Origin of the sequence: Pseudobacter ginsenosidimutans (assembly GCF_007970185.1) — a bacterium.
GTDB classification, from domain to species: domain Bacteria; phylum Bacteroidota; class Bacteroidia; order Chitinophagales; family Chitinophagaceae; genus Pseudobacter; species Pseudobacter ginsenosidimutans.
Genome location: NZ_CP042431.1, coordinates 2,897,968 through 2,922,345 on the forward strand (window position 1 = coordinate 2,897,968; position 24,378 = coordinate 2,922,345).

18 protein-coding genes are annotated in these 24,378 nt (G+C 48.0%); 11 read left to right on the forward strand and 7 right to left on the reverse strand.

Translation table 11 applies throughout. From position 1 onward, the window contains the following. Positions 1-11: 11 nt before the first annotated feature. The 4 genes from FSB84_RS11815 to FSB84_RS11830 all read right to left on the reverse strand — a co-directional run bounded on the left by FSB84_RS11815 (position 12) and on the right by FSB84_RS11830 (position 8,687). Complete coding sequence (locus tag FSB84_RS11815) at positions 12-1,106, reverse strand: PorP/SprF family type IX secretion system membrane protein (RefSeq protein WP_130541351.1); 1,095 nt, start codon at positions 1,104-1,106, stop codon at positions 12-14. Between the two features lie 10 nt (positions 1,107-1,116). After that, positions 1,117-4,854, reverse strand: a complete 3,738-nt coding sequence (locus tag FSB84_RS11820) for a DUF7948 domain-containing protein (RefSeq protein WP_225980054.1) — start codon at positions 4,852-4,854, stop codon at positions 1,117-1,119. Positions 4,855-4,926: 72 nt separating this feature from the next. Continuing rightward, on the reverse strand, positions 4,927-7,017 hold the full coding sequence (recG, locus tag FSB84_RS11825; RefSeq protein ID WP_130541349.1) for an ATP-dependent DNA helicase RecG: 2,091 nt from the start codon (positions 7,015-7,017) through the stop codon (positions 4,927-4,929). 47 nt (positions 7,018-7,064) lie between these two features. Beyond that, positions 7,065-8,687, reverse strand: a complete 1,623-nt coding sequence (locus FSB84_RS11830; protein WP_130541347.1) for a hypothetical protein — start codon at positions 8,685-8,687, stop codon at positions 7,065-7,067. 114 nt (positions 8,688-8,801) lie between these two features. On the opposite strand from FSB84_RS11830, the gene FSB84_RS11835 reads away from it, so the two are divergent. The 4 genes from FSB84_RS11835 to FSB84_RS11850 are packed head-to-tail and all read left to right on the forward strand — an operon-like array spanning position 8,802 to position 12,399. Further along, positions 8,802-9,698, forward strand: coding sequence for a decaprenyl-phosphate phosphoribosyltransferase (locus FSB84_RS11835; protein ID WP_130541345.1), 897 nt, complete (start codon positions 8,802-8,804; stop codon positions 9,696-9,698). A 20-nt stretch (positions 9,699-9,718) separates the two neighbouring features. Next, positions 9,719-11,053 (forward strand): FAD-binding oxidoreductase, encoded by a 1,335-nt coding sequence (locus tag FSB84_RS11840; protein WP_130541343.1) that lies wholly within the window; start codon positions 9,719-9,721, stop codon positions 11,051-11,053. A 24-nt stretch (positions 11,054-11,077) separates the two neighbouring features. Further along, positions 11,078-11,809 (forward strand): SDR family oxidoreductase, encoded by a 732-nt coding sequence (locus FSB84_RS11845; protein WP_130541341.1) that lies wholly within the window; start codon positions 11,078-11,080, stop codon positions 11,807-11,809. Beyond that, complete coding sequence (locus FSB84_RS11850) at positions 11,806-12,399, forward strand: HAD-IB family hydrolase (RefSeq protein ID WP_158643867.1); 594 nt, start codon at positions 11,806-11,808, stop codon at positions 12,397-12,399. Before FSB84_RS11845 ends, FSB84_RS11850 begins: the two co-directional genes overlap by 4 nt. Positions 12,400-12,407: 8 nt before the next feature. Here the strand turns inward: FSB84_RS11850 and FSB84_RS11855 are convergent, their stop codons facing one another. Further along, entirely contained in the window at positions 12,408-14,309 is a 1,902-nt protein-coding gene (locus FSB84_RS11855; protein ID WP_130541337.1) for a PKD domain-containing protein, read from the reverse strand. 512 nt (positions 14,310-14,821) lie between these two features. Between FSB84_RS11855 and FSB84_RS11860 the strand changes: the two genes are divergently transcribed. The 3 genes from FSB84_RS11860 to FSB84_RS11870 all read left to right on the forward strand — a co-directional run bounded on the left by FSB84_RS11860 (position 14,822) and on the right by FSB84_RS11870 (position 18,761). Further along, positions 14,822-15,457: a DUF4136 domain-containing protein gene (locus tag FSB84_RS11860; RefSeq protein ID WP_130541335.1), complete on the forward strand. Its 636-nt coding sequence runs from the start codon at positions 14,822-14,824 to the stop codon at positions 15,455-15,457. A 38-nt stretch (positions 15,458-15,495) separates the two neighbouring features. Further along, entirely contained in the window at positions 15,496-16,125 is a 630-nt protein-coding gene (locus tag FSB84_RS11865) for an outer membrane beta-barrel protein (RefSeq protein ID WP_130541333.1), read from the forward strand. Between the two features lie 437 nt (positions 16,126-16,562). Then, positions 16,563-18,761: a T9SS type A sorting domain-containing protein gene (locus FSB84_RS11870; RefSeq protein WP_158643868.1), complete on the forward strand. Its 2,199-nt coding sequence runs from the start codon at positions 16,563-16,565 to the stop codon at positions 18,759-18,761. 29 nt (positions 18,762-18,790) lie between these two features. Here FSB84_RS11870 and FSB84_RS11875 read toward each other — a convergent pair whose 3' ends face one another. Continuing rightward, on the reverse strand, positions 18,791-19,342 hold the full coding sequence (locus FSB84_RS11875; protein ID WP_130541329.1) for a YqgE/AlgH family protein: 552 nt from the start codon (positions 19,340-19,342) through the stop codon (positions 18,791-18,793). A 272-nt stretch (positions 19,343-19,614) separates the two neighbouring features. On the opposite strand from FSB84_RS11875, the gene FSB84_RS11880 reads away from it, so the two are divergent. After that, positions 19,615-20,988 (forward strand): sensor histidine kinase, encoded by a 1,374-nt coding sequence (locus FSB84_RS11880; RefSeq protein WP_225980055.1) that lies wholly within the window; start codon positions 19,615-19,617, stop codon positions 20,986-20,988. On the opposite strand, the gene FSB84_RS11885 is transcribed toward FSB84_RS11880, so the two are convergent. Beyond that, on the reverse strand, positions 20,985-22,211 hold the full coding sequence (locus FSB84_RS11885; RefSeq protein ID WP_130541326.1) for an S-adenosylmethionine:tRNA ribosyltransferase-isomerase: 1,227 nt from the start codon (positions 22,209-22,211) through the stop codon (positions 20,985-20,987). The genes FSB84_RS11880 and FSB84_RS11885 overlap by 4 nt on opposite strands. A gap of 397 nt (positions 22,212-22,608) precedes the next feature. Here FSB84_RS11885 and mraZ point away from each other — a divergent pair, with 397 nt between their 5' ends. Genes mraZ through FSB84_RS11900 form a run of 3 tightly spaced genes read left to right on the forward strand, consistent with a single transcriptional unit; the run spans position 22,609 to position 24,375 of the window. Further along, entirely contained in the window at positions 22,609-23,085 is a 477-nt protein-coding gene (mraZ, locus tag FSB84_RS11890) for a division/cell wall cluster transcriptional repressor MraZ (RefSeq protein WP_127130811.1), read from the forward strand. After that, entirely contained in the window at positions 23,082-24,011 is a 930-nt protein-coding gene (gene rsmH / locus FSB84_RS11895; RefSeq protein ID WP_130541324.1) for a 16S rRNA (cytosine(1402)-N(4))-methyltransferase RsmH, read from the forward strand. The genes mraZ and rsmH overlap by 4 nt, the downstream gene beginning before the upstream one ends. Continuing rightward, a complete protein-coding gene (locus FSB84_RS11900) occupies positions 24,004-24,375 on the forward strand; it encodes an FtsL-like putative cell division protein (RefSeq protein ID WP_130541322.1) in 372 nt (123 codons plus the stop codon). The genes rsmH and FSB84_RS11900 overlap by 8 nt, the downstream gene beginning before the upstream one ends. The last annotated feature ends 3 nt before the right edge of the window (positions 24,376-24,378 follow it).

Consider the following 24,378-nt stretch of genomic DNA (forward strand, 5'->3'; position numbering starts at 1 on the left):
CCGGGGTTACCCTAGTACTTGAACGTAGGGCAAAGGCTTTGGCGTCGGTCGCCATTGTATTCGTCGTAATATCCTCGCTTCATCAATGCGAACTCCAGGGCGCCGCGGGTATTGTTGTACTGCTTTAGCCCGGAAGTGGTGGCATCGTAGGTGAAGGTAAGACGAATACCCTTCCATTCAAACCCGATCATGGGAATAAAGGCATCGCCGGGGCGGTAGTAGATGCCACCGAGTACCTGGGATTCGCCTTCTTCGCCCAGGTTGTACTGGGCATAGAGGCCGCCAACGGTTTCAGAAGCATTGGCCTGGCGGGAATGGTACACCATCGGGTTCACGATAACGTCTTCATGCACTTTGATACTGGCATTCAGGAATGCGGTATAACGCATGGGGATACGCGAATTTTCATCGCCGATGGGGTCTGTGTTGAAAAAGGATTCACGGGGTCTGTTGAGGTGCCAGGCGGAAACGCCTGCATTGATATATACTTTGTCAGTAGGGAAGAACGCGTAGTTCATGCCCATCTGTACATCGAAATAGTTGATATTGGGATTGTCGAGATAAGCGTTGGTGGGGAGTTTGCTATCGAAGAATTCGCCGTCGAACTGATCGGGGAATTTAAGGTCGGTGGTGTTCACGCGTTTGTTCACCCAGCCGATATTGAAGCCGGCGGAGATCAGGTGCGCCACGCCAACCATCTGATGATAGGCAACGGAGCCGTACACTTTGGTGGAAGTAAGGCTGCCGGAACCTGCCTGGTCGCGGAGGATCAATCCACCCACACCCATCCAGCCACTGGTGATACGGTCGCGGAAGATCTGTGCATCGCCCCAGATGCTGTAAGTCTTATAAGGCATGGTCATGATAGTAGACCACTGGTTCCTGTAATTGGCGCCGATACGATAATCTGCATCGGGAATAAATCCTGTATTGGCAGGATTGGTGCTCAGTGGGGAATTGAACCACTGGGAGAAATGCAGATCCTGCGCGTGCAGGTTACCCATGAAAATCATTCCTGCCAGCGTGAGAATATATGAAAATCTCAGGCAGGAATGGGTCCTCGCCGCGTTGCTGCACATTTCTGGTGACTGATGGCTGGATTTCATGTGAAATGATTTATCGTATCAAAGTAATATCGCCCGTTTTTGTTACCCTTCTACCGTCGGTGAACTGAACTTCTAACGTGTATACATATACGTCCATTGGTTGCAGTTGTCCACGGAATGTACCATCCCATCCGGCGAGCCTGTTATTGGTTTCGAAAACTTTCTGACCATTGCGGTTATAGATCTTCCAGGTCATGGTATTGATACCGAAGCCCTGAACCATAACGATGCTGTTCCTGCCGCCACGGCCCGGTGTGAATGCATTGGGCACGTCCAGTAAAGGATTCACCCAGGCATGCACGATAGTGGTGGCTGTATCTGTACACTCATACTGGTTGAAAGTGATCAATGTTACATTGTATGTACCGGTGGCATTGTACTGATGATGCACAGTGTCCAGGTTATTGGTGATCCTTTCTTCTCCGTCACCGAAGATCCATTTATGTCTTATGCCGTTGGAATTGTTCGTGAATACGGCTGGTTTGTTGATATCCGTAGTTTGATCAGGCTGTGGTCCTACCACTGCAACAGGTTTGGGATTCACTGTGAGGGTGAATGTGGTGTCGTGCACCTTGTTGCAGGTTGAATTATCGTAAGCTGTCAGCCTAACGGTATATGTACCCAGGTTTGGATAGGTATGTGTTGGATTCTCATCTGTTGAGATGGGGCTGCCGTCGCCGAAGTCCCATTCAAAATTGGTACCTGCAATAGAGGTGTTGGTGAATACGGCATCGTAAGGCTGACATCCCATTGGCGGTGTTACGAATTGGGCGCGCACATTGGCGGCAATACGAACATTCTTCACTACTGTGTCTGGTGAGTTGCAGTAGCGGTCGTCATTGGCCAGAATGAGCTTCACCGGATAGGTGCCCGGGCCAAAGAATTTATGGGTGATATCCCTGTCGTCCGTGGTCACTTTTGCGGAGCCATCTGCAAAATCCCAGGTAAAGGAAGTTGGGAGGAAAGGCTGGGCATTGGGTGCGAGTGTAGACAGGTTGTCTAACAGGAATTCAGTTGATTCGCAGGGACCGAGTTTTGTAAAGGAGAAATCGATATTAGCCTTATCGTTTCTCACAAGGATGGTGAGGAAAGATGTGTCACGGATATTGCAGCTGGCTGAGTCAACAGCGATCAGGCGTACCCGGTAGGTGCCGATATTATTATAAGTGAAGGCTGCTGTGGGCGTTGGCAGGATCGCATCTGTAACTCCATCTCCATCGAAGTCCCATTCATAGGTTTTGGCATTGGCGATAGTATCGCGGAAGGTCACGTCAAATGGTGCGCAGCCGGATGTATCCGGCCGGCCTCCGGAATATGCTTTGGGTGCTGAGATCACTCCGGCGAAATTGAAGCGGATCTTTACTGCTGCCAGGTTACAGCCTGCATCTCCGGCGCCATTGGTCTGTGACCATACATTGGGCGTAACGGGGAAGGGCTGGTTGATCGGATATTGTGATCCTCTGAAACAGTTGGCGCAGAGTGCCTGGTAGATCACGCCCAGTTCGTCGTAGCGGCTGGTGCCGCCGTCTACATGCTCACCTTCGCCACCCATTTGTCCGAAGTAGGAACCATACAATAATTCTGCTGCATCTTTCTTCAATACAAAGAAGTAGAGGTCGCGGTCATCTGTAGTGGTCTTCATCGCGTCGGCGGAAAGGGGCATTCCCAGTACGCCACCGGTATTGTAGGGATTGGAGTTGGGAGCGATCCATCCACCCCATCCAGAAATATAAACGTTTTCACAGCGGTCTACGAGGAAGGCAACCGGAGACATATTCGGTTGTCGCCTGCCGTTACCAAACACGGTACTGTATTCGATACCTGAGAGGTCTCTTCTCAGTTTGACGATGAACTGCGCGGATCCGGCCTGGCCGTATGCTGCATTGATGATGGGCCAGTTGCCGCCTTCAGTAACGCCCATTACATAGGGGTACTGATTGCGATCGAAGCGGATACCGTAAATGGCATCGAATGAGCCTGTACCGAGATAGGTGCGTTTGAGAGCGGTTCCTCCATCGTTACTGATCTGCAGGATAAAACCATCCATGCCACCGGCAGGATTCGGTTGATGGGCGCCGGTATTGCTGCCGGGAAGGTCGCCACTGTTGGTGGTGCCTGCAACGTAAATATCGCGGGTAACCGGATGAACGGCCAGTACAAATGCGCCGTCATCGCCGCTGCCACCAAGGAATGAGCTCCAGACCAGGTTGCGGCAATCCCGATCGATCTTCAGCACAACGCCGTCCTGCCTGCCACCACCGGGTGTTGTCTGGAACGCGCCACTGGTTACATGGAAACCACCTGTAGGGCTCATTGATTGTGTTTGCGCAGCTACATAAATGGCGCCATCTGCATCCAGTACCACTTCACTTCTTGAATCATCTCCATAGAAGCGCATGGTGGAAGCTGCTGCAGGGCCGGACCCGTTACTTCTTTGTCTTTCTTCATAGTTCACACAATCAGCTCCGCTGCCGCCGATCACGATAGAGCCTATAAGAGCATTGCCATTCACACTGAGCTTTGTGATGAAGAGGTCTGCATTCCCTCCTCCGCCAAGAATACCACTGGTGGTGGCATCGATGGGAAAAGAAGTACCGGAATAGGTTCTTCCGATGATCACAAGATTGCCTGCTGCATCACAGATCAGACTGTGCGGATATTCAGAGTCGCTTCCGCCAATATAGGTTGCCCATGCACGTTGGCCATTGGGCGTGAATTTGAAAATGCCCACATCGGTACCGCGGCCGGCTACACCACCCTGGAAGTTTTGCTTGTAAGCGCCGGATGTAGTACGGAACCCTTCTCCGAAAACGATACTGCCGGAATAGAGGGAGCCATCGGGCGCGGGTGTGGCGGTGAAGCCGTATTCATTGGCGAAAGATCCGGTGAAGGATACGAAGATCACAGTGGGGTCGATCACCAGAGTGCTGTTCCTGTTATAATTCTTTACATCGAATTTTACTGTGTTGCTGTTGGCGACCACGAATTTGCATTCCACTTCCTGGCGGCCGCTGCTCATATCGAACTGATAGGAGTAAGGGTAACGCTCACGTACAGTACCAACCGAAGTTTTGATCAGCAGTTCGCCGTTGCGGGTAGACAGTTTTTCCGCGCCTGAATATTGCATGCGCACTTTACTGAGATCTGCTCCGGGATGGACGATAATATCATATTTGAGATTTCCGTAATCTGCGTAGTAGCGAACATCGATGCCCTCATAAACATTCTTGTAGGTGAGTGCAGTGTAGGTGCCTACATTGCTGGCCCATTTGGAAGGGTCGTTGCCAATGAAATAACTGGTATTGTTGGAGACTGCTTTTTCAGGAATGATCTGCGGATTGGGATTGGCGCCTTCGAATTCTACCAGGTAGGTATGACCGCGAACGATCATCGGATTGGGGTCCTGCGTATTGTTATTGCCGCTGCCTGTGCCTGGCTCCGACGGATCCTGTGTAGCATTGGTGGAAGTGCGTTTATCACGAGGAGGGCGGCTGATGCCATTGTCGCCATGACCATGATGATAATGTTTGTGCGCTCGGTCCAGATCATCAGGGTGATACATGTTCACGGAGAAGCCGCGCGACGTCAAAAAGAAAGCGCCTGTAGCGAATTCACCCTTGAATCTTATTTCCTTATTCCACTGACCCTTGTTCTCAATAAATTCAAAAGTGCCTGAGCCATTCTGTGCGGACAAATGGAGGGTGGCGAGACAAAGCAATGCAACGGCTATCAGATTTTTCCTGCCCAAGATTTCTTTTTTACAATTTACTGAAATAATATCTGTTATGGCGTTACCGTGAGAGTAACGGACCGGGAAAATTTAAGAGATTTTACTCCAGGCAGTCTTGCCCTGTAAGGATTGCAGATAGTTTTTGAGGCGCAAATTATTGGCCGAGCTGAGGTCCGGGTCCGTATCTATGATGCGGCTGGCCATATCTTTTGCCAGTTCGAGCCATTCCCTGTCCTGCATGATGTTAGCCAGCTTGAAATTCAACATTCCACTCTGCCTGGTTCCTTCAATATCACCGGGTCCGCGCAGCTCCAGGTCTTTCTCTGCGATCTTGAATCCATCAGTTGTTGCCACCATCGTCTTTAACCGCTCGAGTGCATCATTGTTCAGTTTATTGCTTGTTAATAAAATGCAAAAGCTTTTCTCGCTTCCTCTTCCAACCCTTCCTCTCAGCTGATGCAATTGCGATAAACCGAATTTTTCTGCGCTTTCAATCACCATCACACTGGCATTCGGCACATCAACGCCTACTTCTATCACTGTTGTAGCAACCATGATTTGAGTGTCATGGTCCTTAAAACGTTGCATGTTGGTTTCGCGTATCTCGTTTGTTTGTCTTCCGTGGACCATGCTGATCCAGAACTTCGGTTCAGGGAAATATGCTTTTACATTTTCATATCCTTTCATCAGATTCTCATAGTCCATTTTCTCTGATTCTTCGATCAGGGGGAAAATGATATAAGCCTGTCGTCCTTTTTCAATTTCAGATCGTATAAATCCCATTACCTGGCTGCGCGTCTGCTCATAACGATGTACGGTTTGAATGGGCTTACGGTTGGGTGGCAGCTCATCCATAACGCTGTAATCGAGATCTCCGTATGCAGTCATGGCCAGGGTCCTCGGAATGGGTGTGGCGGTCATCACCAGCACATGCGGAGGAATGGTTGCCTTGGCCCACAATTTGGCCCGCTGGGCTACACCAAAGCGATGCTGTTCGTCTACAACTGCCAGTCCCAGGTTATTGAAGATCACGGGATCTTCCACCAGCGCATGTGTTCCTATAATGAAATGGAGTGTGCCACTGGCAAGTTCTTCGAGTATTTTTTTCCGTTCAGACTTTTTGGTAGTGCCGGTGAGGATCTTCACATTCACGGGCAGGTCTTTCAACAGTTTGGCGATATTGGCATAATGCTGCCGGGCAAGGATCTCCGTAGGAGCCATCAGGCAACTCTGGTATCCGTTATCTGCGGCCAGCAGCATCACCAGCAGTGCTACAATTGTTTTGCCACTGCCTACATCGCCCTGCAAGAGACGGTTCATCTGTTTGCCGGTGCCGGTATCTTTCCTGATCTCTTTCACCACTCTTTTTTGTGCGCCGGTTAGTTGAAAGGGAAGATGATTTTCGTAAAAATCATTGAACAGCTCACCCACCTGCGAGAACACAACGCCGCGTGAATAACGGTGACGCTGGGATTTGATCAGTCCCATTCTCAGCTGTGCGATAAAGAACTCTTCAAATTTGAGCCGGTTCATGGCTGCCTGCCAGGCTTCGGGCGAAGGGGGGAAATGAATATGTTGCAGGGCCTGGAACCTGCCAACGAGTTTGGTATGCTGAAGTATTTCTTCCGGCAGGTTTTCAGGAAGGTCCTGCTCCCGGAGCTGCGCTACCAGGGTCTGTGTGAGCTTCCCGATCTGCCGGCCTCCAAGGCCGCGGGCTTTAAGCTTTTCTGTAGTTGGATATACAGGCTCGAGATAGGCCTTGGTTTCTTTGCCCACTTCCTGCAATGATTCGATCTCAGGATGCGTCATCTGGGGCTGCCCCTGAAAAAAACTCACCTTGCCGAACACACGGAATCCGGATCCGATGGTGAGTGTTTTTTCCATCCAGGTGATGCCCTGGAACCAGATCAGCTCCATGGTGCCGGTCTGGTCGCGGATCTCGGCCACCAGTCTTTTAGCTCTTTTTTCCCCGATGATGCCCACGCTGGTGATACGGCCCGCCACCTGGATATAATCGGTATTGGGCGTGATGTCCCGGATGAGGTTCACGCGGGTGCGGTCCACATGGCGGAATGGATAGTATTCCAGCAGGTCTTTGAAAGTGAAAATGCTCAGTTCTTTGCGGAGCATTTCGCCGCGTTGCGGGCCTACGCCTTTCAGGTATTCAATGGGACTGGTCAATATGTGTTGTGCTCCGGAAATGCTAAATAATTTGGAGCAAAAATAACCTATTCTTTCACATACACTTCAATCCATGAATTGCTGCTCGGTTTTCTTGTAGCAGGAAATACATCGATCTGTTTATAATCTTTCAGCAGCGCTTCGCGCACACGGAAGGGATAGAAATTATTTGCGTAAGGAATGTACTCGTATAAAACGAGATCGTAATGTTTTTTATGGATGCGGTCCACGAACATATCCGTTTGTTTCTCGAACATGCCAACGCCCTGATGGAACCAGAGCGGATAGTAATCGCCTGCTTCCAGTGAATAGGGGATCTCTACGGCCAGTGGCGTGAGCTCAGACATATTCAGCACTTTCAGGTTCTTGTTGTTCTTCACCAATGGCATCGCCATTAATCTTTCGATACCGTCTACTGTGGGACCGGGCACGAGGATCTTCTCGAATGCTTTGAGATTGGGCACGCGCCATTGGCTGAGCGGCACATCGGTAGTGTCCAGGCTGAGGATATAAGTGTTCTTGTTCACCACGTTCGGATATTCAATGCCGTTATACTTTGTTGTGGCAACAGGTTCTCCGCCTCCCTTGAATACGAAACGCTCGAAATATTTCCACACCATATGGCTCCACCAGAGCAGCACGCCGATAGTTCCAACGATGATGTATTTTTTCTGGTCCCAGTCGATCGGCAGCAATTTACCCAGCAATGCAAAAATGAAAATGAAAGCAAAACTGTGAAAGAAGATATTATTATCTGCCGGCACATAGCTGGTCACCTGGAATATGGCTGCTTCGGCCATGATGCCAAGGGTGAGGAGCGTAAAGATCATCTGTGGTTTATCGCGCCAGTATTCTTTCCGGTTTTTGATGGTGACCATCAGCAATAATGCAATAATGAACAAATAGAACTTCAGCCACATGGAGCCGTTCATGAATTCCCCGATGATATCCCTGAGGGATACACGCGAAGTATGTGGCGGTTGTCCATGATTGAACCAGTACCCAAACCCGTGACCGGTGAAAGGGAGGATCATAACGAGTGCTGTAAGAAGCGTAGCTCCCACGAAAATGCCGGCTGGCAGCCATTTCTTTTCTGTGAGACCGGTATAGAACAGCAGGGCAAGGCAGATGAGGAGTCCGAGTGCGCCGCCATCCTGTTTGGTGAAGAAGGAGAAGAAGAGGAACATGCCGGCAGGGATCAGCCATAGCAACTGTTTCCGGCTCTGGCTTCCCGTGAGATACTTCAACAGGAAAGCGATACCGATCAGCTCATAAACGATCACAGTATGATTGTACCAGGGCCAGTAATTAAGGAAGGAATAAGAGAGGCTGAATAACAGCACTCCGAGAAAACGTAGTCCCGGCTGCACTTTCAGGCTTTTGCCGATAGACAGGAAAGCAAATCCTGATAAGAGATTGATAAATGCCTGTGCCTTTACCAGTGTGATCAGTTGCGGCCCGAATAGTTTGAAGAAGAGCGCAGGTACTGCCCAGTACATATAACCGAGCGGTATCCCAAAGTCTTTATAGGGCAATTGTCCTTCAGACATACGGTAGGCGCCTTCCCAGCTCAGGAAAATATTGATGCGATACGGGAAAACGGCAAAGAGGGGGGCGATCGCAATAACTACGATCACCAGGATTTCGGCGATTGCCAGTAAACGTTTCATATAAACAAATATAATGTGCATCCCCTGAACATGGAAATGATTGATCCGCTACCTTTTAGTAGTATTGCGGCTTCCGGGAATAGGATGTATCTTGTGCCGCAGATAGCAGCGATCATGCGTGATTATATTAAATTGTTGCGGCCTAAGGATTGGGCCAAGAATCTTTTCCTGTTCGTACCTTCTTTTTTTGCAGGTAAGTTGTTCAACCTGCACAAATTTGAATTACTGATAGGTGGTTTTATTGCATTCAGTTTTCTCGCAAGCAGCATCTATATCCTTAACGATTACCGGGATATTGAAGCGGACCGCAAACATCCAACCAAGTGTAAACGCCCGCTGGCTGCAGGTTCTGTGAGCAAGCCCACAGCGCTCATTATCTGTTTCCTGCTTCTGGCGGCAGGCTTGCTGATCAGTTATCTGCTGGACAGCAGCGGCAAATTCCTCTTCGTTACTTCCCTTTATTATCTACTGAATATCGGCTACTGTTTCGGGCTTAAGAATGTGAGTATCCTCGATATGATCATCGTGGCCATCGGCTTTGTGCTGCGCGTGAAAGGAGGTTCCGTACTGGCAGAAGTTGACCTGAGCCAGTGGCTTACCATCATGACCTTCCTCCTGGCCATTTTTATGGCTATAGCGAAAAGAAGGGACGATGTAATGCTGAAAACAAGCACCGGACAGGAAATGAGGAAAGTGATCAAAGGCTATAACCTGGACTTCCTGAACACCATGCTGGGCCTGATCTGCGCCATATTAATAGTGACATATATCAATTATACGGTAAGCTCTGCCGTGCTTTACAGCCAGTTTGGCCACCGTATCTATTATACCGCCCTTTTTGTGATTGCAGGAATTATGCGATATTTGCAAATCACCTTCGTCCTGAACAAGGCCGGCTCACCTACCGAGATCCTGTACAAAGACCGATTTATCCAGGTTACCCTCCTCTTATGGATTGCCAGTTTCTTTTTCATATTGTACATGAAAGATGTAACGATTTTTGACAAATAAAACATCCTGGCAAGTTTGTTATGAAAAAAGTGATCGCCAACTGGGGCAATTACCCAGCTATGGAAAGCGATGAACGGCTGTTCTCTTACGATGATCAGTTACAGGACATCATTCGAAACAGCCCGCATTTCATCCCCCGTGGAAACGGACGTTGCTATGGCGACGCCTCCCTCGCCGGTGAAACCATCAATACCATCAAATACGATAAGATTCTTTCCTTCGATTCGGAGAACGGTGTATTCGAGTGCCAGAGCGGTCTCACATTAGATCAGATTCTGGAAGTGATCGTGCCCAAAGGATGGTTCCTCCCCGTTACGCCCGGCACCAAGTTCATTACTATCGGCGGCGCTGTGGGCAGTGATGTACATGGAAAGAACCACCATGTGGATGGCACTTTCGGCCAACATATCATCGATATGGATATCATCCTCGCTGATGGCTCACTGGTTACCTGCTCCCCTTCACAACTGCCGGATCTTTTTGAAGCCACCTGCGGTGGAATGGGGCTAACAGGAATGATCACACGAGTTAAATTCCAATTAAAAAAGATCCCTTCTTCCTATATCAGTCAAAAACAGATCAAGGCGGCCAACCTGGAAGAGCTGATCCGCTTGTTTGAAGAGTACAAGCATTACACCTACTCCATGGCCTGGATCGATTGTCTGCAAAAAGGCAATAGTTTTGGTCGTGGTATCATGACTATCGGTGAATTCGCAAAGCCTGAAGAGCTGAACGAAAAACAGCGCAAAGCCCCGCTGGCGCTGCCTAAGAAGAAAGCCATCACCATACCATTCAATTTTCCTTCCTGGAGTTTGAACACTTTCACCGTAAAGGCTTTCAATTTTCTTTATTACAATAAAAATGTAAAAAAGGAAATCAGTTCCGTAACCACTTACGAGCCTTTCTTCTATCCGCTGGATGCACTATTGCACTGGAACCGTTGCTATGGGAAGAAAGGATTTGTGCAATACCAGTTCGTGTTGCCGCTGGAAGCCAAAGAAGGATTGATCGATATTCTCCGCCGCATCGGCGCCAGGGGAATGGGCTCTTTCCTGGTAGTGCTGAAAGTTTTTGGTAAACAGGAGAACAGCCTTATTTCATTTCCATTCGAAGGATATACACTGGCCCTGGACTTCCCCGTGCGTAAAGGATTGTTCGAATTCCTGGATGAACTGGACCAGGTGGTACTCAAATATGGCGGCAGGCTATACATGAGTAAAGACGCCAGGATGAAGCCGTCCATGCTGGAAGCCGGGTATCCGAGATTGCAGGAATTCAAATCGATCGTTCAGAAATATAACCCTGACGGAAAGATCCGTTCCATCCAGTCAGACAGACTGGAGCTTACAAAGTAAATCACAAAGAGAAACAACCACATAATGCCTACCGTTCTAATTCTTGGCGCTGCTTCCGATATGGCTGTGGCAATAGCAAAGAAATACGCCTCCAAAGGATTCAATGTGCAACTGGCCGCCCGTAATACCGGCCGCCTGCAGGCACTGCAATCGGATATTGCTATCCGTTATAATGTACAATGCAGCCTGCACGAATTCGATGCATTGAATTTTGAAAGTCACCAGTCTTTTTTCTACAATCTTGACCACAAGCCTGAAATAACTATTTGTGTTTTTGGCTATCTGGGAGATAATGAGATTGCCCGGGCCAACTGGAATGAATCAGCGAAGATCATCAACACCAACTATACCGGGGCCGTGAGCATTCTTAATGTGGTCAGCAATTTTTATGCTGCACAGAAAAGCGGCACCATCGTGGGGATCAGCTCCGTGGCCGGCGAGCGCGGCAGGCAGAGTAATTACATGTACGGCAGTGCCAAAGCAGGTTTTACAGCCTATTTGTCTGGTTTGCGAAACCGGATGTTCCATGAAAACGTACATGTAGCAAGCGTACAACCAGGATTCGTGTACACGGCTATGACTGCGAATATGAAACTGCCGCCATTGCTGACAGCAAAACCGGAAGATGTGGCCAATACAGTTTTCAATGCTGCAGCCAAAAAGAAGAATGTGGTGTATGTAAAATGGTTCTGGCGCTGGATCATGCTGATCATCAAATCGGTTCCGGAATTCATGTTCAAAAAATTAAAATTGTGAGCAGAAGGATCGCCTTTTTCGATTTCGATGGCACCATCACTACAAAGGATACCATGCTCAAAATGATCCGGTATACCTTCGGGCCCTGGAAATTCATGATCGGCTTTATGCTGAACAGCCCGTTCATTGTGGCATACAAGCTGGGCCTGATCAGTAATCATGTGGCCAAGCAACAGGTGTTGCGTTTCTTCTTTGGAAAGTTGAGCACAGAAAAATTCAATGCACTTTGCCGTGAATATGCGGAGGAAGCCATTCCATTGGTTGTGAGAGCAAAGGCAATGAAAGAAATAGAATTATTGAAATTGAATGGCGCTGCGGTGATAGTGGTATCGGCCTCACCGGAGAACTGGCTGCAGCCCTGGTGCCATGCCAATGGTTTGCAATTGCTGGCCACGCGCATGCAGGTAAGCAATGGACGGATCACCGGAAGAATAGAAGGACTGAATTGTCATGGTGTAGAAAAAGTGCGCCGCATCCGCGAAGCATTCGATCTTGCTCAATTTGATCATGTATACTGTTACGGAGACACAAACGGTGACAAGCCCATGCTGGAACTTGCCACCGTATCATTTTTTAAACCATTCCGTTAGAAGCACTACTACTTCTTAACGATCTTTCTTACTTCGCGCCATCCATTTTCCCCGGTAATGGCCACCAGGTAAATGCCAGTGTTGATGTCGCGGGTATCAATATCGGCCATCAGCTGGTCCTGCTGTTTGGCGTATTGTGATTGTTTGATCAGTCTTCCATCCATGCTCAGTATCCTTACAGTGAGCCTGCCGCGTTCCTGGTTGTTCACGGATACCCAAAGCGTTTGTTGTACGGGGTTAGGGAAGAATTCAGTATTCACGCTTAACTTATCCCTGTGTATGGGAACGATCTTTGAATACATTGGCTTACCTGCCGAGACTATTTTCAGCCGGTAGTATGATTGTCCGTTCACATGGAACCAGCTATAGGTTTGTTGCGGAACTTTTCCTGCGCTGCGCGTGGAATATACAGTGGCGAATTTTTTTCCATCATCACTTGCTTCGATCTTGAATTGTTCATCGCCGGTTTCTTCGGAGGTGGTCCAGTTAAGCTGTGTGCCTGTTCCACTTGGGTAAGCAGTAAAGGCTTTCAGTTTAATGGGCAATACAATGGAGTTGGACTTCACCACAACAGTGTCTTTGGTGGTGGCGCCCAGGTTATCGGTTGTGGTCAGTTCAAATTTATAATCTCCGATCAGCAGGTTGGAGATCTTAGGCGCTGAAGCATTGGCGTCTGAGAGAGAGTATACAGCAGGGCCCTCGATCTTATTCCAGCGATAGCTCACCACGGTGCCATCCGGATCATAAGAGCTGCCTCCATTAAGATCTGCTTCGGCGATCAATACTTCCTGGTCTGGGCCGGCTTCGGTAACGGGAGGAATATTCGGAGCGGTGCCATTCACCACGGTGATGGTTACCTGATCTACTGACCAGTCTGCGCGATCGTCAACAGCTTTCAATTCGTATACATAAGTACCGGCTGAAGTGAGGTTCACTACCCGCGTGAGGCCATCGGCGGATTCTGGTGTCATGATGGTTCCTACAGAAGGGCCTGATACTTTGCGCCAAAAGTATTTCACCAGTTTTCCGTCTTCATCCTTTGAATACACGGCGCTGAGATTTACCTGGGGCCTGGCAGTGGAGATGGTTGCATCCGGCCCGGCATTGGCGACAGGCCTGCGGTTGACAGGCAGCGATTTATTTTGTCCCAGGAACCATTCATACAGATTAGGGTTCTGGTTATTGTGGGTCACGTCATATACGCGGCCCCAGATACCATGACCGCCGGTAGGCCAGATGGTCATGATAGGGTCCACTTTCGGACTACAATTGTTGCGGATATTGGTGATGCTGCCGATAGTACAGCTGACAGGAGCAGCACTGTTATCGTCATTTGCATGGAAGCTCCACATGGGCAGGTCTGCTTTGGCGATATTGCACCAGTCGGTACTCTGGCAGGCACCGCAACTGGTGGCGATAGCGGCAAATTGTCGTCCGTTGGATTCCGATGCTCCGCAATATGCCCAGGTTCCGCCGCCGCCCATACTGAGGCCGGTGAGGAAGATGCGATCGGTATCAACACTGAAATTGGCTTTGCCGTATTTGATCATTTCATCGATGATGAAATTCTGCCAGAAGCTGTAATAGTTCTCATTCAATTGTGGCATCAGAACGATAAAGGTTTCGGTCTTGCCATTCCAGGTGAAGGTCATGTTATGCCCGTCGCGGATATTCCTTGGCAGGCCTTGCTCAAGCACACGTGACAAAGTGGTTGTACCATTCCCGCGCTCACCATATCCGTGGAGGAAAACGATCATCGGGTATTTGACAGCCGGATCATAGTTCAGCGGTTTGAACTCATAGAAAGCGATGTCTTCATTGCTGCCTGTTTTCTTGATGGTTCTGGCTGTCAGTTGCGCGCTGGCTGTGGCAGTCACCAGCAGGCACAGGATTGCTAGTAAATTCTTCATGAGGTTCGGATTAAGAGAGTTAAAAGGGCTGTGCTAACGGTAAGGAACAATCGAAAATAACGGGTACAGTAACAGGAAAGCGGAATTGCTTAGCCGGGAGGCTGATAGATACCATAATAATAGGTGCAGAGCAAACAGCGGATCGGGTATTGTTTGGTCTTCATAGGGATTAAATTGTACAGAAATAGCAACAATTACTATACCATTAGCCCGGAAACCGGCCTCCATTGCGGAAAGCAGGCGAAAATCGAGTGTTTCTGCGGGAATTCATTCTCGGGCTTTTCCGGCGGTTATTACCTGCAGGATCTCGTAGATATGACATGTAAATATTGCAGGCTGGCAGTTGATTGCTTTAATCCTGATTTAATAAGGGCTTGCTTTGATGGCGGATCAGGCCCTGTTTTTTAAGTCCGTTTTAATGTCTGTTAGTGGACTGTTAAGCTCAGAACCAACTGATTAAACAGGCATTGGCTTTGTGCAGTCTAAAGGGAGACTTTTAAAAAAACAGGATTATGAAAAATTTCATCTTAACCATTGGAATAGCGGCTTCGTCCATGCTTGTTCTGGCTGGATGTACCAAAGACCCGCTCGATAACATGTCAGAGGAAGAAAGCAGGATCTATATCACCAATCACGATAGTACCGCTGCCTTTTCTTCTTATTCAACATTCAGTGTGGCCGACTCTGTGGCCGTGATCGATAATAATAAACTGTCCGAGAAATCATTGTCGGATGTAGATGCGGCGTTCATCGCAGCTGTTAAGAAACAATTGCAGGACAGAGGCTATACGCTCGTAGCCAAAGATGCGGACCCTGATCTGGGTATCAATATCAACCGCATTTACAATACCTATTCCGGTATTGTTAGTTATCCTGACTATTGGGGTGGGTATCCCGGCATCTGGGATCCCTGGTACTGGGGCTATCCTGGTTACGGTTATTACTGGCCTGGCTTCTATGGAGTATACTCCATTAAGGAAGGAGCACTCTCCATCGATGCACTTGACCTGAAGAATGCGGACAAAGACAATAAGATCCACGGTGTGTGGAATGGTTTGATCCGTGGTTCCGGCATCTTCCGTCCGGGTGCAGGCGATAGCCAGATCAAAGCCCTTTTCGATCAGTCACCTTACTTCAAAAGAAGCTAACCAGGTGAACAATTGTTGAACTGAAAAAATTTAGCATCATGAAAAAGATCAGCATTATTGCTTCGATGATAGCCGGTGCACTGCTCGTTACCCTGTTGCCTCATCAAAGCCAGGCACAGCAAGGTGTCACCAAATTGAATATCGGCTACAATATCGCTTCTCCGCTGGGCTCATTTAAAGATGAGGTGAACAAAACCTCTTTCCGCGGATGGACAGCCAACGTACTGTATGGCGTAACCGATAAGATCTCTGTAGGTCTGGGAACCGGTTACCAGGACTTCTACCAGAAATATCCCCGCGCCAATTACAAGCTGGTGGAAGGTGGCGATATCTCTGCTGTAGTGAGTAATTCCATTCAGGTAGTACCGATCCTGGCAACAGGTCAGTACAACTTCCTTCCTGAAGGACCCGTTCAGCCCTATGCAGGTGTTGGAGTAGGAGGTAACCTGGTATTCTATCGCCAGTTCCTGGGAGAATTCTCCAGCAGCAAAACCAAATTCGGATTTGCTGTAAGACCTGAAGCAGGTGTGTATATTCCATTTGGAAGGAATAGTCGATCAGGCATCACCGTTAATGCGAACTATAATTATATGCCATTCAATTATAATGGCGTGAAGCAGTTGAGTAACTGGGGCGGTGGAGTTGGTGTGAAGTTTCCATTAGAGTAGTTGCCGCCTCTTGATATAAAAAATCCGGCTGTAAAACGAACCGCGCGGGAGGAGTGATGATTGAACTGTAGTTGGTGTGGTTGGATTGTGATAAATAATTTGGCTCCTTCGCTTACGTTTTCAAGGCCGGAGTTTTTTATATCACTCGGCTGATGTGCCGGAAAGTGCAGCAGTTCTTAGTGAAGAATGAAAGTTTCCGGATGAATGGATAAAGCCCGCAGCAGCGGGCTTTTGTGTTTGAAAGGTTGTCCTGATTTATAATTCAGTACAAGCCTTACACCTACAGTACTTCCGGCGGGAACTCATTTGAGTAGCTTTGCGTATTCAGTAAATACGTAGCCCAAATGCAATTAATAAACACCCGGAACATCTTGCCTGTATCATATCAAACTCCTTTCAATTCATTTTTTTTCAACAGGAAATTATTAGCAGGATGCATGTTTGCCATTGCATCGCTGTGCTTTTGTTTGCAGGTGCAGGCTCAGTCATGGGATAAAATGACAGAAGGCCACGACCGGAATGATATCCTGATGGCAGATGATCTGAAAGGATGGAATGTTGGCGCCAATGGTGTGATTGCCTATACCATTAATGGTGGCGTAAGGTGGAACTACCAGCCATCAGGCACGTATGAAACCCTGAACCGGATCTGGAGATTCAATGACAATGATATCTGGGTAGCAGGTAACAATGGCACTATCCTCCACTGGAACGGACAGGCATGGAGTACGCAAACATCCGGCGTTACCACCAATCTCACTGCTATCTGGGGTACAGATCCCAGTCATATCTGGGTGGCGGGCGCGAATGGTCTGATTCTTTTCTGGAATGGCAGCAGCTGGGCAACGCAAACATCGGGAACAACTGTTCGTCTCACTGGTATCTCCGGAACCGATGCCAGTAATGTTTGGGTATCCGGAGAGTCCGGCACCATCCTCAAATGGGACGGTAGCAGCTGGACGCCGCAATCTTCGGGCACGGGCAATCACCTCAATGATATATGGGCATTCGATAATGATCATTTATGGGCAGTGGGTATATCAGGCACGGTATTGAAGTTCGATGGTACTTCATGGTCCCGCCAATCAGCCAATGCTGCCGGTGTGATTATGCGTGTAACTGGAACTTCCGCTACCAATGTATGGCTTGTAATTCAGGAAGGTGGCGTAATTCAATATAACGGAACTTTCTGGATAAGCCGTAATGCGATTGCCGGATTGAGTAGTGTATCCGTAATTGCTGCCAACAAAGTTTGGATCGCCGCTGCCAATGGCATGGTGCTCAAGTATAGCGGATCAGGCTTTTCCATTCAAACAGAATCATTGGGTGATAATACCATCGCCATCTGGGGTACCAGTTCCACTAATATATGGGTTGCCAATCAAACTGACGTTCTTCAGAAATGGGATGGAACTTCCTGGACCAGGTATAATACTCCGTTTCTGGGTAAATATAAAAGCCTCTGGGGCTATAGTAATACTGAGTTCTACGGCGCTTCCCATACCGGCAATATTATTTTGAAAAGTTTTGATTGGGTAGGCATGAATTTGTTCACCATGCATAATCTCAATTGTGTATGGGGATTGAATCAAACCTTTGTTTGGGCTGTGGGTGATAATGGTACGGTCAGAAAACGTGCAGTTCCTTACTGGGATGCCTATTATGCAGGCCCCGATCATTTGTATAAGATCTGGGGCACAGATGGGAACAATATTTGGACGGTTGGCGCCAATGGTGGTATCTACAAGTTGACTGGAACAACTTTTACAAGAGAGGCTTCAGGAGTAAGCCAGCAACTGAATGCCATTCACGGAACAGATGCCAATAATGTTTGGGTAGCAGGAAAAGCCGGCACCATCCTGCATTGGGATGGCAGCACCTGGACGCAAATTGTTTCCGGTACAACCGTTGATCTCGCTGATATTTTCGTGAATGCTACAAATGATGTGCTGGTAGTAGGTACTGGCGGCACCATACGTCGTTGGAATGGCAGCATTTGGCAAACAGAAGTATCCAACACCAACAAAAACCTGACGGGCATTACCAAACTGGATGGCACAACCTATATCATTGGTGAAAAAGGATTGGTGATGACCTACTCCTCTGCTACGCTCCCGCTTCGTTTAACTGCATTCACCGGTTACAGGAATAAGAGCAGTAACCGGATTGAATGGAAAACAGCGGATGAATCCAATACCAGCTTATTCTCCGTTGAAAGAAGTTCAGATGGCAGGAGCTATTCGGCAATCGCTTCCATTCCTGCCAAGGGGCAGGGGAACGGAATATATTCTTATGATGATCATTTCCCGGGTACAGGCAGCGCTACACTTTACTATCGGTTACAAATGATCGATAAGGACGGCGCCTTCACTTACAGCAAAGTGATTGTATTGAAAACCCCGGCAAATGAAAGGATCATTGCTTATCCTAATCCGGTGAAGGATATCGTTACCATTGCCTTGCCAGATCGGCAACTGCTCAATACCAGCGCAATATTAACGGATGTCAATGGCAGGAGGGTAAGAGAAATTACCATCACGCGTCAGCATCAGTTGATCGAAATGGGTGGGCTGTCTGCCGGGTTGTATATGCTCCGGTTTAGTAATGGCAAAACCATCGGCTTGCAAAAACAGTAAGTCCTGCTGTATAATGGAAGGGATGAAAATTAATTCAGCTGAGGATCTGTTGGGTAGTTGGCCATCATCTCGTAGTCGCCGCCCAGTTCTTTCAGGGCGTCTTTCCAGATTTCTTCTATTTTTTTGTGGAATACAAGTTTGCGGGTAGCCTGTGCAGTGAGCCAGGATTTTTCCTTCAGCTCATCATTGAGCTGGCCATTACCCCAGCCGGAATAACCGATGAAGAAACGGATCTTGTTGAGATCGAGAGAGCCTTCTTTGATGAGGGAAATGGCTGTTTCAAAATCTCCACCCCAGTAAATGCCATCCATTACCTGGAAGCTGCCAGGGATCAATTCAGGGTATTGATGAAGGAAATGAATAGTGTCCATCTGAACCGGACCGCCATAATAAACGGGGAGCTTGAGTTCTTCCAGATCGTTCATCAGCTCGTCAAGTGTATGATTGAAGGTCTTATTGATCACGAAACCAAAACTGCCTTCTTCCTGGTGATCGCACAAAAAAACCACTGTTCTCATAAAATTGGGATCCTTGAGAAAGGGCTCTGCTATCAACAACGTACCTGGACCGGGAACTATCATATTTCTAAATTAAGACTTATATATTATTGACAAAATGATTGTTTAAAAAAAGAAAGGTTGCTCAAAACTTACTAAGTTAGCGGCGCGGCACTGATAAATCTTAGTTAAAAGGAATCGTCTTCATTTAGTTGATTCCTGCCGTTCATCACCAGTTCATTAAATTTGCCGATTGAAATTACCTGCTGAGGAAAATGATCTGACTTCCCTAACCAATGGGATTGCTGCCGGTGGACAGGATGCGGGTAATGACAGCGACCACAAAAACATATCATTTGCAACTAAGGAAAATATTTCCTGTGATCATTGTACTGATCAGCTTATCGCTGATCGGAACGATCTACGTACAGTATAACTGGCTGCTTACCATGGAAGCAGAAAAGCAGCACGAATTCAAATCGAAGCTGGTGAAGTCCATGGGCGAAGTGGCCAACTCACTGATGGAGCAGAAAAGCACCCTGCCTACGCTCAAGACCTTCAGAAATAAACCAGGTCTCACCTGGCCCTCCGAACAGTTCCGGCTGGAGCTGATGAAGCCGCCAACCATCGCGCAAAAATTCACTGAATTTGAAGTGCAGGAAAAACTGCAGAAAGCATTCGATAACCAGGAAGGTTTGAAAGGCATCAAATTCGAGTTCGCTATCACGGCCAACGTGAACCTGATGCACTACGAACTTAAATCCGCCAATTTCCTCAATCTCTGGCAGGACACAGTGAACAACCTGCAACTGGTCTACTATTTCCAGCCCGAAAGCGGTTCCGACCTGGAGAACCTGGTGCCGGAAGAAGTGATGATGGTGGTAGTTCCCAACGTGAAGAAACTGGTACTGAAACAAATGAGATGGATGATCATCGGGGCCATCTTCTTCACCATCGTGATCATTCTTGCATTCTATGTTACCGTGGCCGCACTGATACGTCAAAAGAAAATGAGTGAGATCAAGAACGATTTCATCAACAACATGACGCATGAGTTCAAAACGCCACTGGCCACCATATCTCTTGCAGTGGATGCACTACGGAACGAAAAAGTGCTGCAGGACCGCCAGAAGATGGAATATTTCAGCGGCATCATCAAGGAAGAGAACAAGCGGATGAACAAGCATGTGGAAACCATCCTCCAGGCCGCTGTGATGGACCGCCAGGAATTACAACTGGCCAAGCGCCCAGTGCATATGCATGAATTGCTCAACGATATTATCGACGATTATACTTTACGGCTCCAGGAAAAGCAGGGTAGTGCTGAATTGCAGCTTAATGCACGCAGGGACCTGGTGGAAGCCGATCCCGTGCATTTCAGGAATCTTTTTTCCAATCTCATAGACAATGCAGTAAAATACTCCAACGATAATCTTTTCATCAGGATCACCACACACAGCACCAATAAGAACCTGGTTGTACGTGTTGAAGACAATGGTATCGGTATGAGCAAGGAAACCGTGCGCCGGATCTTTGAAAAATTCTACCGCGCCCATACCGGAAATATTCACAACGTGAAAGGCTTCGGTCTTGGTCTCAGCTACGTGAAAACCATGGTGGACGCGCATCACGGGAAGATCAAGGTGGATAGCACACTGGGCAGGGGCTCTGTGTTCACGCTCGAGTTTCCCCTGTTGAAAGAAACAGCTGTTGATCCTGAAATGGCCTAGTGCCTGAAGAGCAAACAGCCGTCTCCATAACTCAGAAAACGGAATCCATTCGACAACGCATAATGGTAGATCTCCTTCCATTTTGGACCGGCAAATGCCGCTACCAGTAACAGTAATGTAGATTGTGGCTGATGGAAATTGGTGACCAGCGCATGAGGGATACGGATGGAATAGCCCGGTGCTATCAGCAGTTGTGTGCGGGTTAGCAACCTGTTCAAACCTTTTTGTTCGAGATACTTTAAAAGCGCTTCCAGCGCGGCTTTTGCAGGAATATCCCCTTTCATTTCATAGGCATCCCATTGTTGAACACTCAGTTCTTCTGGCTGGATGTCTGGCTGTGCCATTACTTTGCTCCCCAGCCAGTAGAGCGATTCGATGGTGCGTAGTGAAGTGGTGCCTACAGCTGTAATATGCGTATCGATATGGTCAATTAGATTTCGTATACTCTCCACCGTTACATCAATGAATTCGATATGCATTGGATGCCCTTCCAGTGTGCCGGATTTTACCGGCTGGAAAGTGCCTGCGCCAACATGCAGTGTAACAAAGCTTCTCTTGATATTCCTTGCATCCAGTTTTTGAAAGATGGTATCCGTGAAATGCAGGCCGGCCGTGGGCGCAGCTACTGAGCCTTCATGTTTTGCATAGATGGTCTGGTAGCGGTCTTCATCTGTCTGTTCCGCTTTCCTTTTGATATAGGGAGGAAGTGGCATCACGCCGGCCAGGTGCAGCACTTCCGCGAAGCTGAGATCCGGTTCGTTCCAGCTTAGTTCGATGGCAAAGCTGTCTTTTATCTTTTCAATATAAGCGGCGTGCAGCTTGAGTTCTGTGCTGCCATGCGGAATCTTTTTTTCTAAGATGTTTCCGGGTTTCCATTTCGAGACGCCGCCAACGAGGCACATCCAGGTGACAGATCCGCGTGTACTCATGGCCGTGGTGATATCCGGGTATTTTGCATGTGGTTCCAGGCAGAAGATCTCTATTGTGGCGCCGGTTATTTTTTGAAAGAGCAGTCTGGCTGCCACCACGCGTGTGTTATTGAAAACGAGTAAGGAGTTGGAAGGAAGATATTGATCGAGGTTACGGTAAATATCTTCACTGATTGTTTCTTCTTGCCAGATGAGTAAACGTGATGCATCCCGGTTGGGCAGGGGATATTTGGCGATCAGTTCTTCGGGTAGATCGTATGTGAAATCTTTGATAGCTATTTCTTTGGGGTGCATGCGCGCAAAGGTAAGGCGGAGCCGCTGACGACACCCTGCAATCCCTCCCACTTTTCCCCCACTTTTCTCCCTTTTTCCAAAAACTCCACCCAATCCCATCAAATTGAGATTTCCATTTTTCCGGTTCCAAAGTGGAAAACGATACAATTCTGATCCCTTGATTTTGAAGAGATAGCAGCGCCGATGCACAGGATACGCACAGGTTTTGCCCGTGAATCCACAGGAAATCCACAAAAAGCTCTAAGGTTTTTAACATGTGAGGGTGAAATGCAGGCTGGTAGCGGGTTTGAAATATGCAAGCCTGTGGAAAAATTAAATTTTCCAATTCTCTCCACGGCTGTGGGAAAATGTGTTATTTTGTGTTTATAAATGGGAGTAAGGCATTTATCCGCTGTAAATGATTGAATTTCTGGGAGAATATGAGGCTACGTTGGACGCCAAAGGGCGTTTCCTTCTACCGGCTGCCCTTAAAAAGCAGATTCCGGAAGAAGCGGGGACCCAGTTTGTGATCAACAGAGGTTTTGAAACCTGCCTTGTGTTATATCCCACGCTGAGCTGGAAGCCAATATTTTCCAGGTTAAGCAAATTGAATGATTTCGACCCCAAGGTACGCGAATTCAGGAGAAAGTTCCTGAACGGCGCCACCAACATCGAGTTGGATTCTGCGGGTCGCTTACTAGTTCCACCCAATCTGAAGGAATATGCAGGATTGGATAAAGACATTGTGGTGGTTTCTGCCGTAAACAAAATCGAGATCTGGGATAAAGTTAAGTACCAACAGTTCTTTGAATCTTCTTCATCTGACAATTTCAGTCAACTGGCACATCAGGTGATGGCAGGCGCCGACAGTGCCCCATCCGACCTAGAGTTATGATAAATGATCAGGAAAATAGTTCATACCACGTGCCCGTTCTCCTGCAGGAAGTATTGCAGGGATTGAATATTCAGCCTGATGGCACTTACGTGGACTGCACTTTCGGTGGAGGCGGACATTCCCGCGAGATCCTTCGTCTGTTGGGACCGCAGGGCAAACTCATCGCTTTCGACCAGGATGCAGATGCCAGGCAGAATCTTCCGGACGATCCCAGGGTCCTCTTCGTTCCCCATAACTTCCGCCACCTCCAGCGTTTCCTCCGCCTGAACAATGCCATTCCCGTTGACGGCATCCTCGCTGACCTCGGCGTCAGCAGCCACCAGTTTGATGAAGCAGACCGCGGATTCTCCACCCGTTTCGACGGCGATATGGATATGCGTATGGACACCCGGCAGGCACTCACCGCTTTCGATGTAGTGAACACTTACTCCGAACAACAGTTGCACAAACTGTTTGAACAATACGGTGAAGTAACCAATGCCAAAACACTCGCCAGAACTATTGTTCAGGCAAGACAAACACAGTCCCTCCGCACCATCGCCAATTTCAAACAGGCACTGCATTCTGTGGTGAAAGGAAATCCCAACAAGTACTTTGCCCAGGTTTTCCAGGCGTTGCGCATAGAAGTGAATGATGAATTGGGAGCATTGAAAGAAATGCTGCAACAAGTTCCTTCTCTTTTGAAACCCGGTGGCCGTGTTGCTATCATCACGTTCCACTCGCTGGAAGACAGGATTGTCAAAAATTATTTCCGCAAAGGCACATTCGAAGACGAAGATCCAACCGATCTGTTTGGAAACAAACCATCAGAACAGGTTTTCAGGATCATCACCAAAAAACCGGTGACCGCTTCCGATGCCGAACTAAAAAGAAACCCCCGCTCCCGCAGCGCCAAGCTGAGGGTAGCTGAAAAAGCATATGAGTGACGAAAAAGAAATAAGGGAAGCGAAGGAAGCAAGAGAAGCCAGGAGAGAATGGCTGAAGATATTCAGCTACCGCTGGATCACTCGCAATATCCCGTTCTTTCTTTTTCTCGCAGCACTGGCAGTGGTCTATATCTATAATGGTCACTACGCAGACAAAACGATCCGCAGTATCAACAAAGTTTCAAAAGAACTGAAAGAACTGCACCATGAATACAAAACATTGAAAAGTGAAGTGATGTTCCGCAGCAAACAAAGCGAACTCGCCAAAGCGGTGGACACACTCGGCCTCAAAGAACTGACCGTACCACCCATCGTGCTGCGCGACTCAGTTTACAAAGCCGATTCACTGATGAAAAAAAGATAAAAG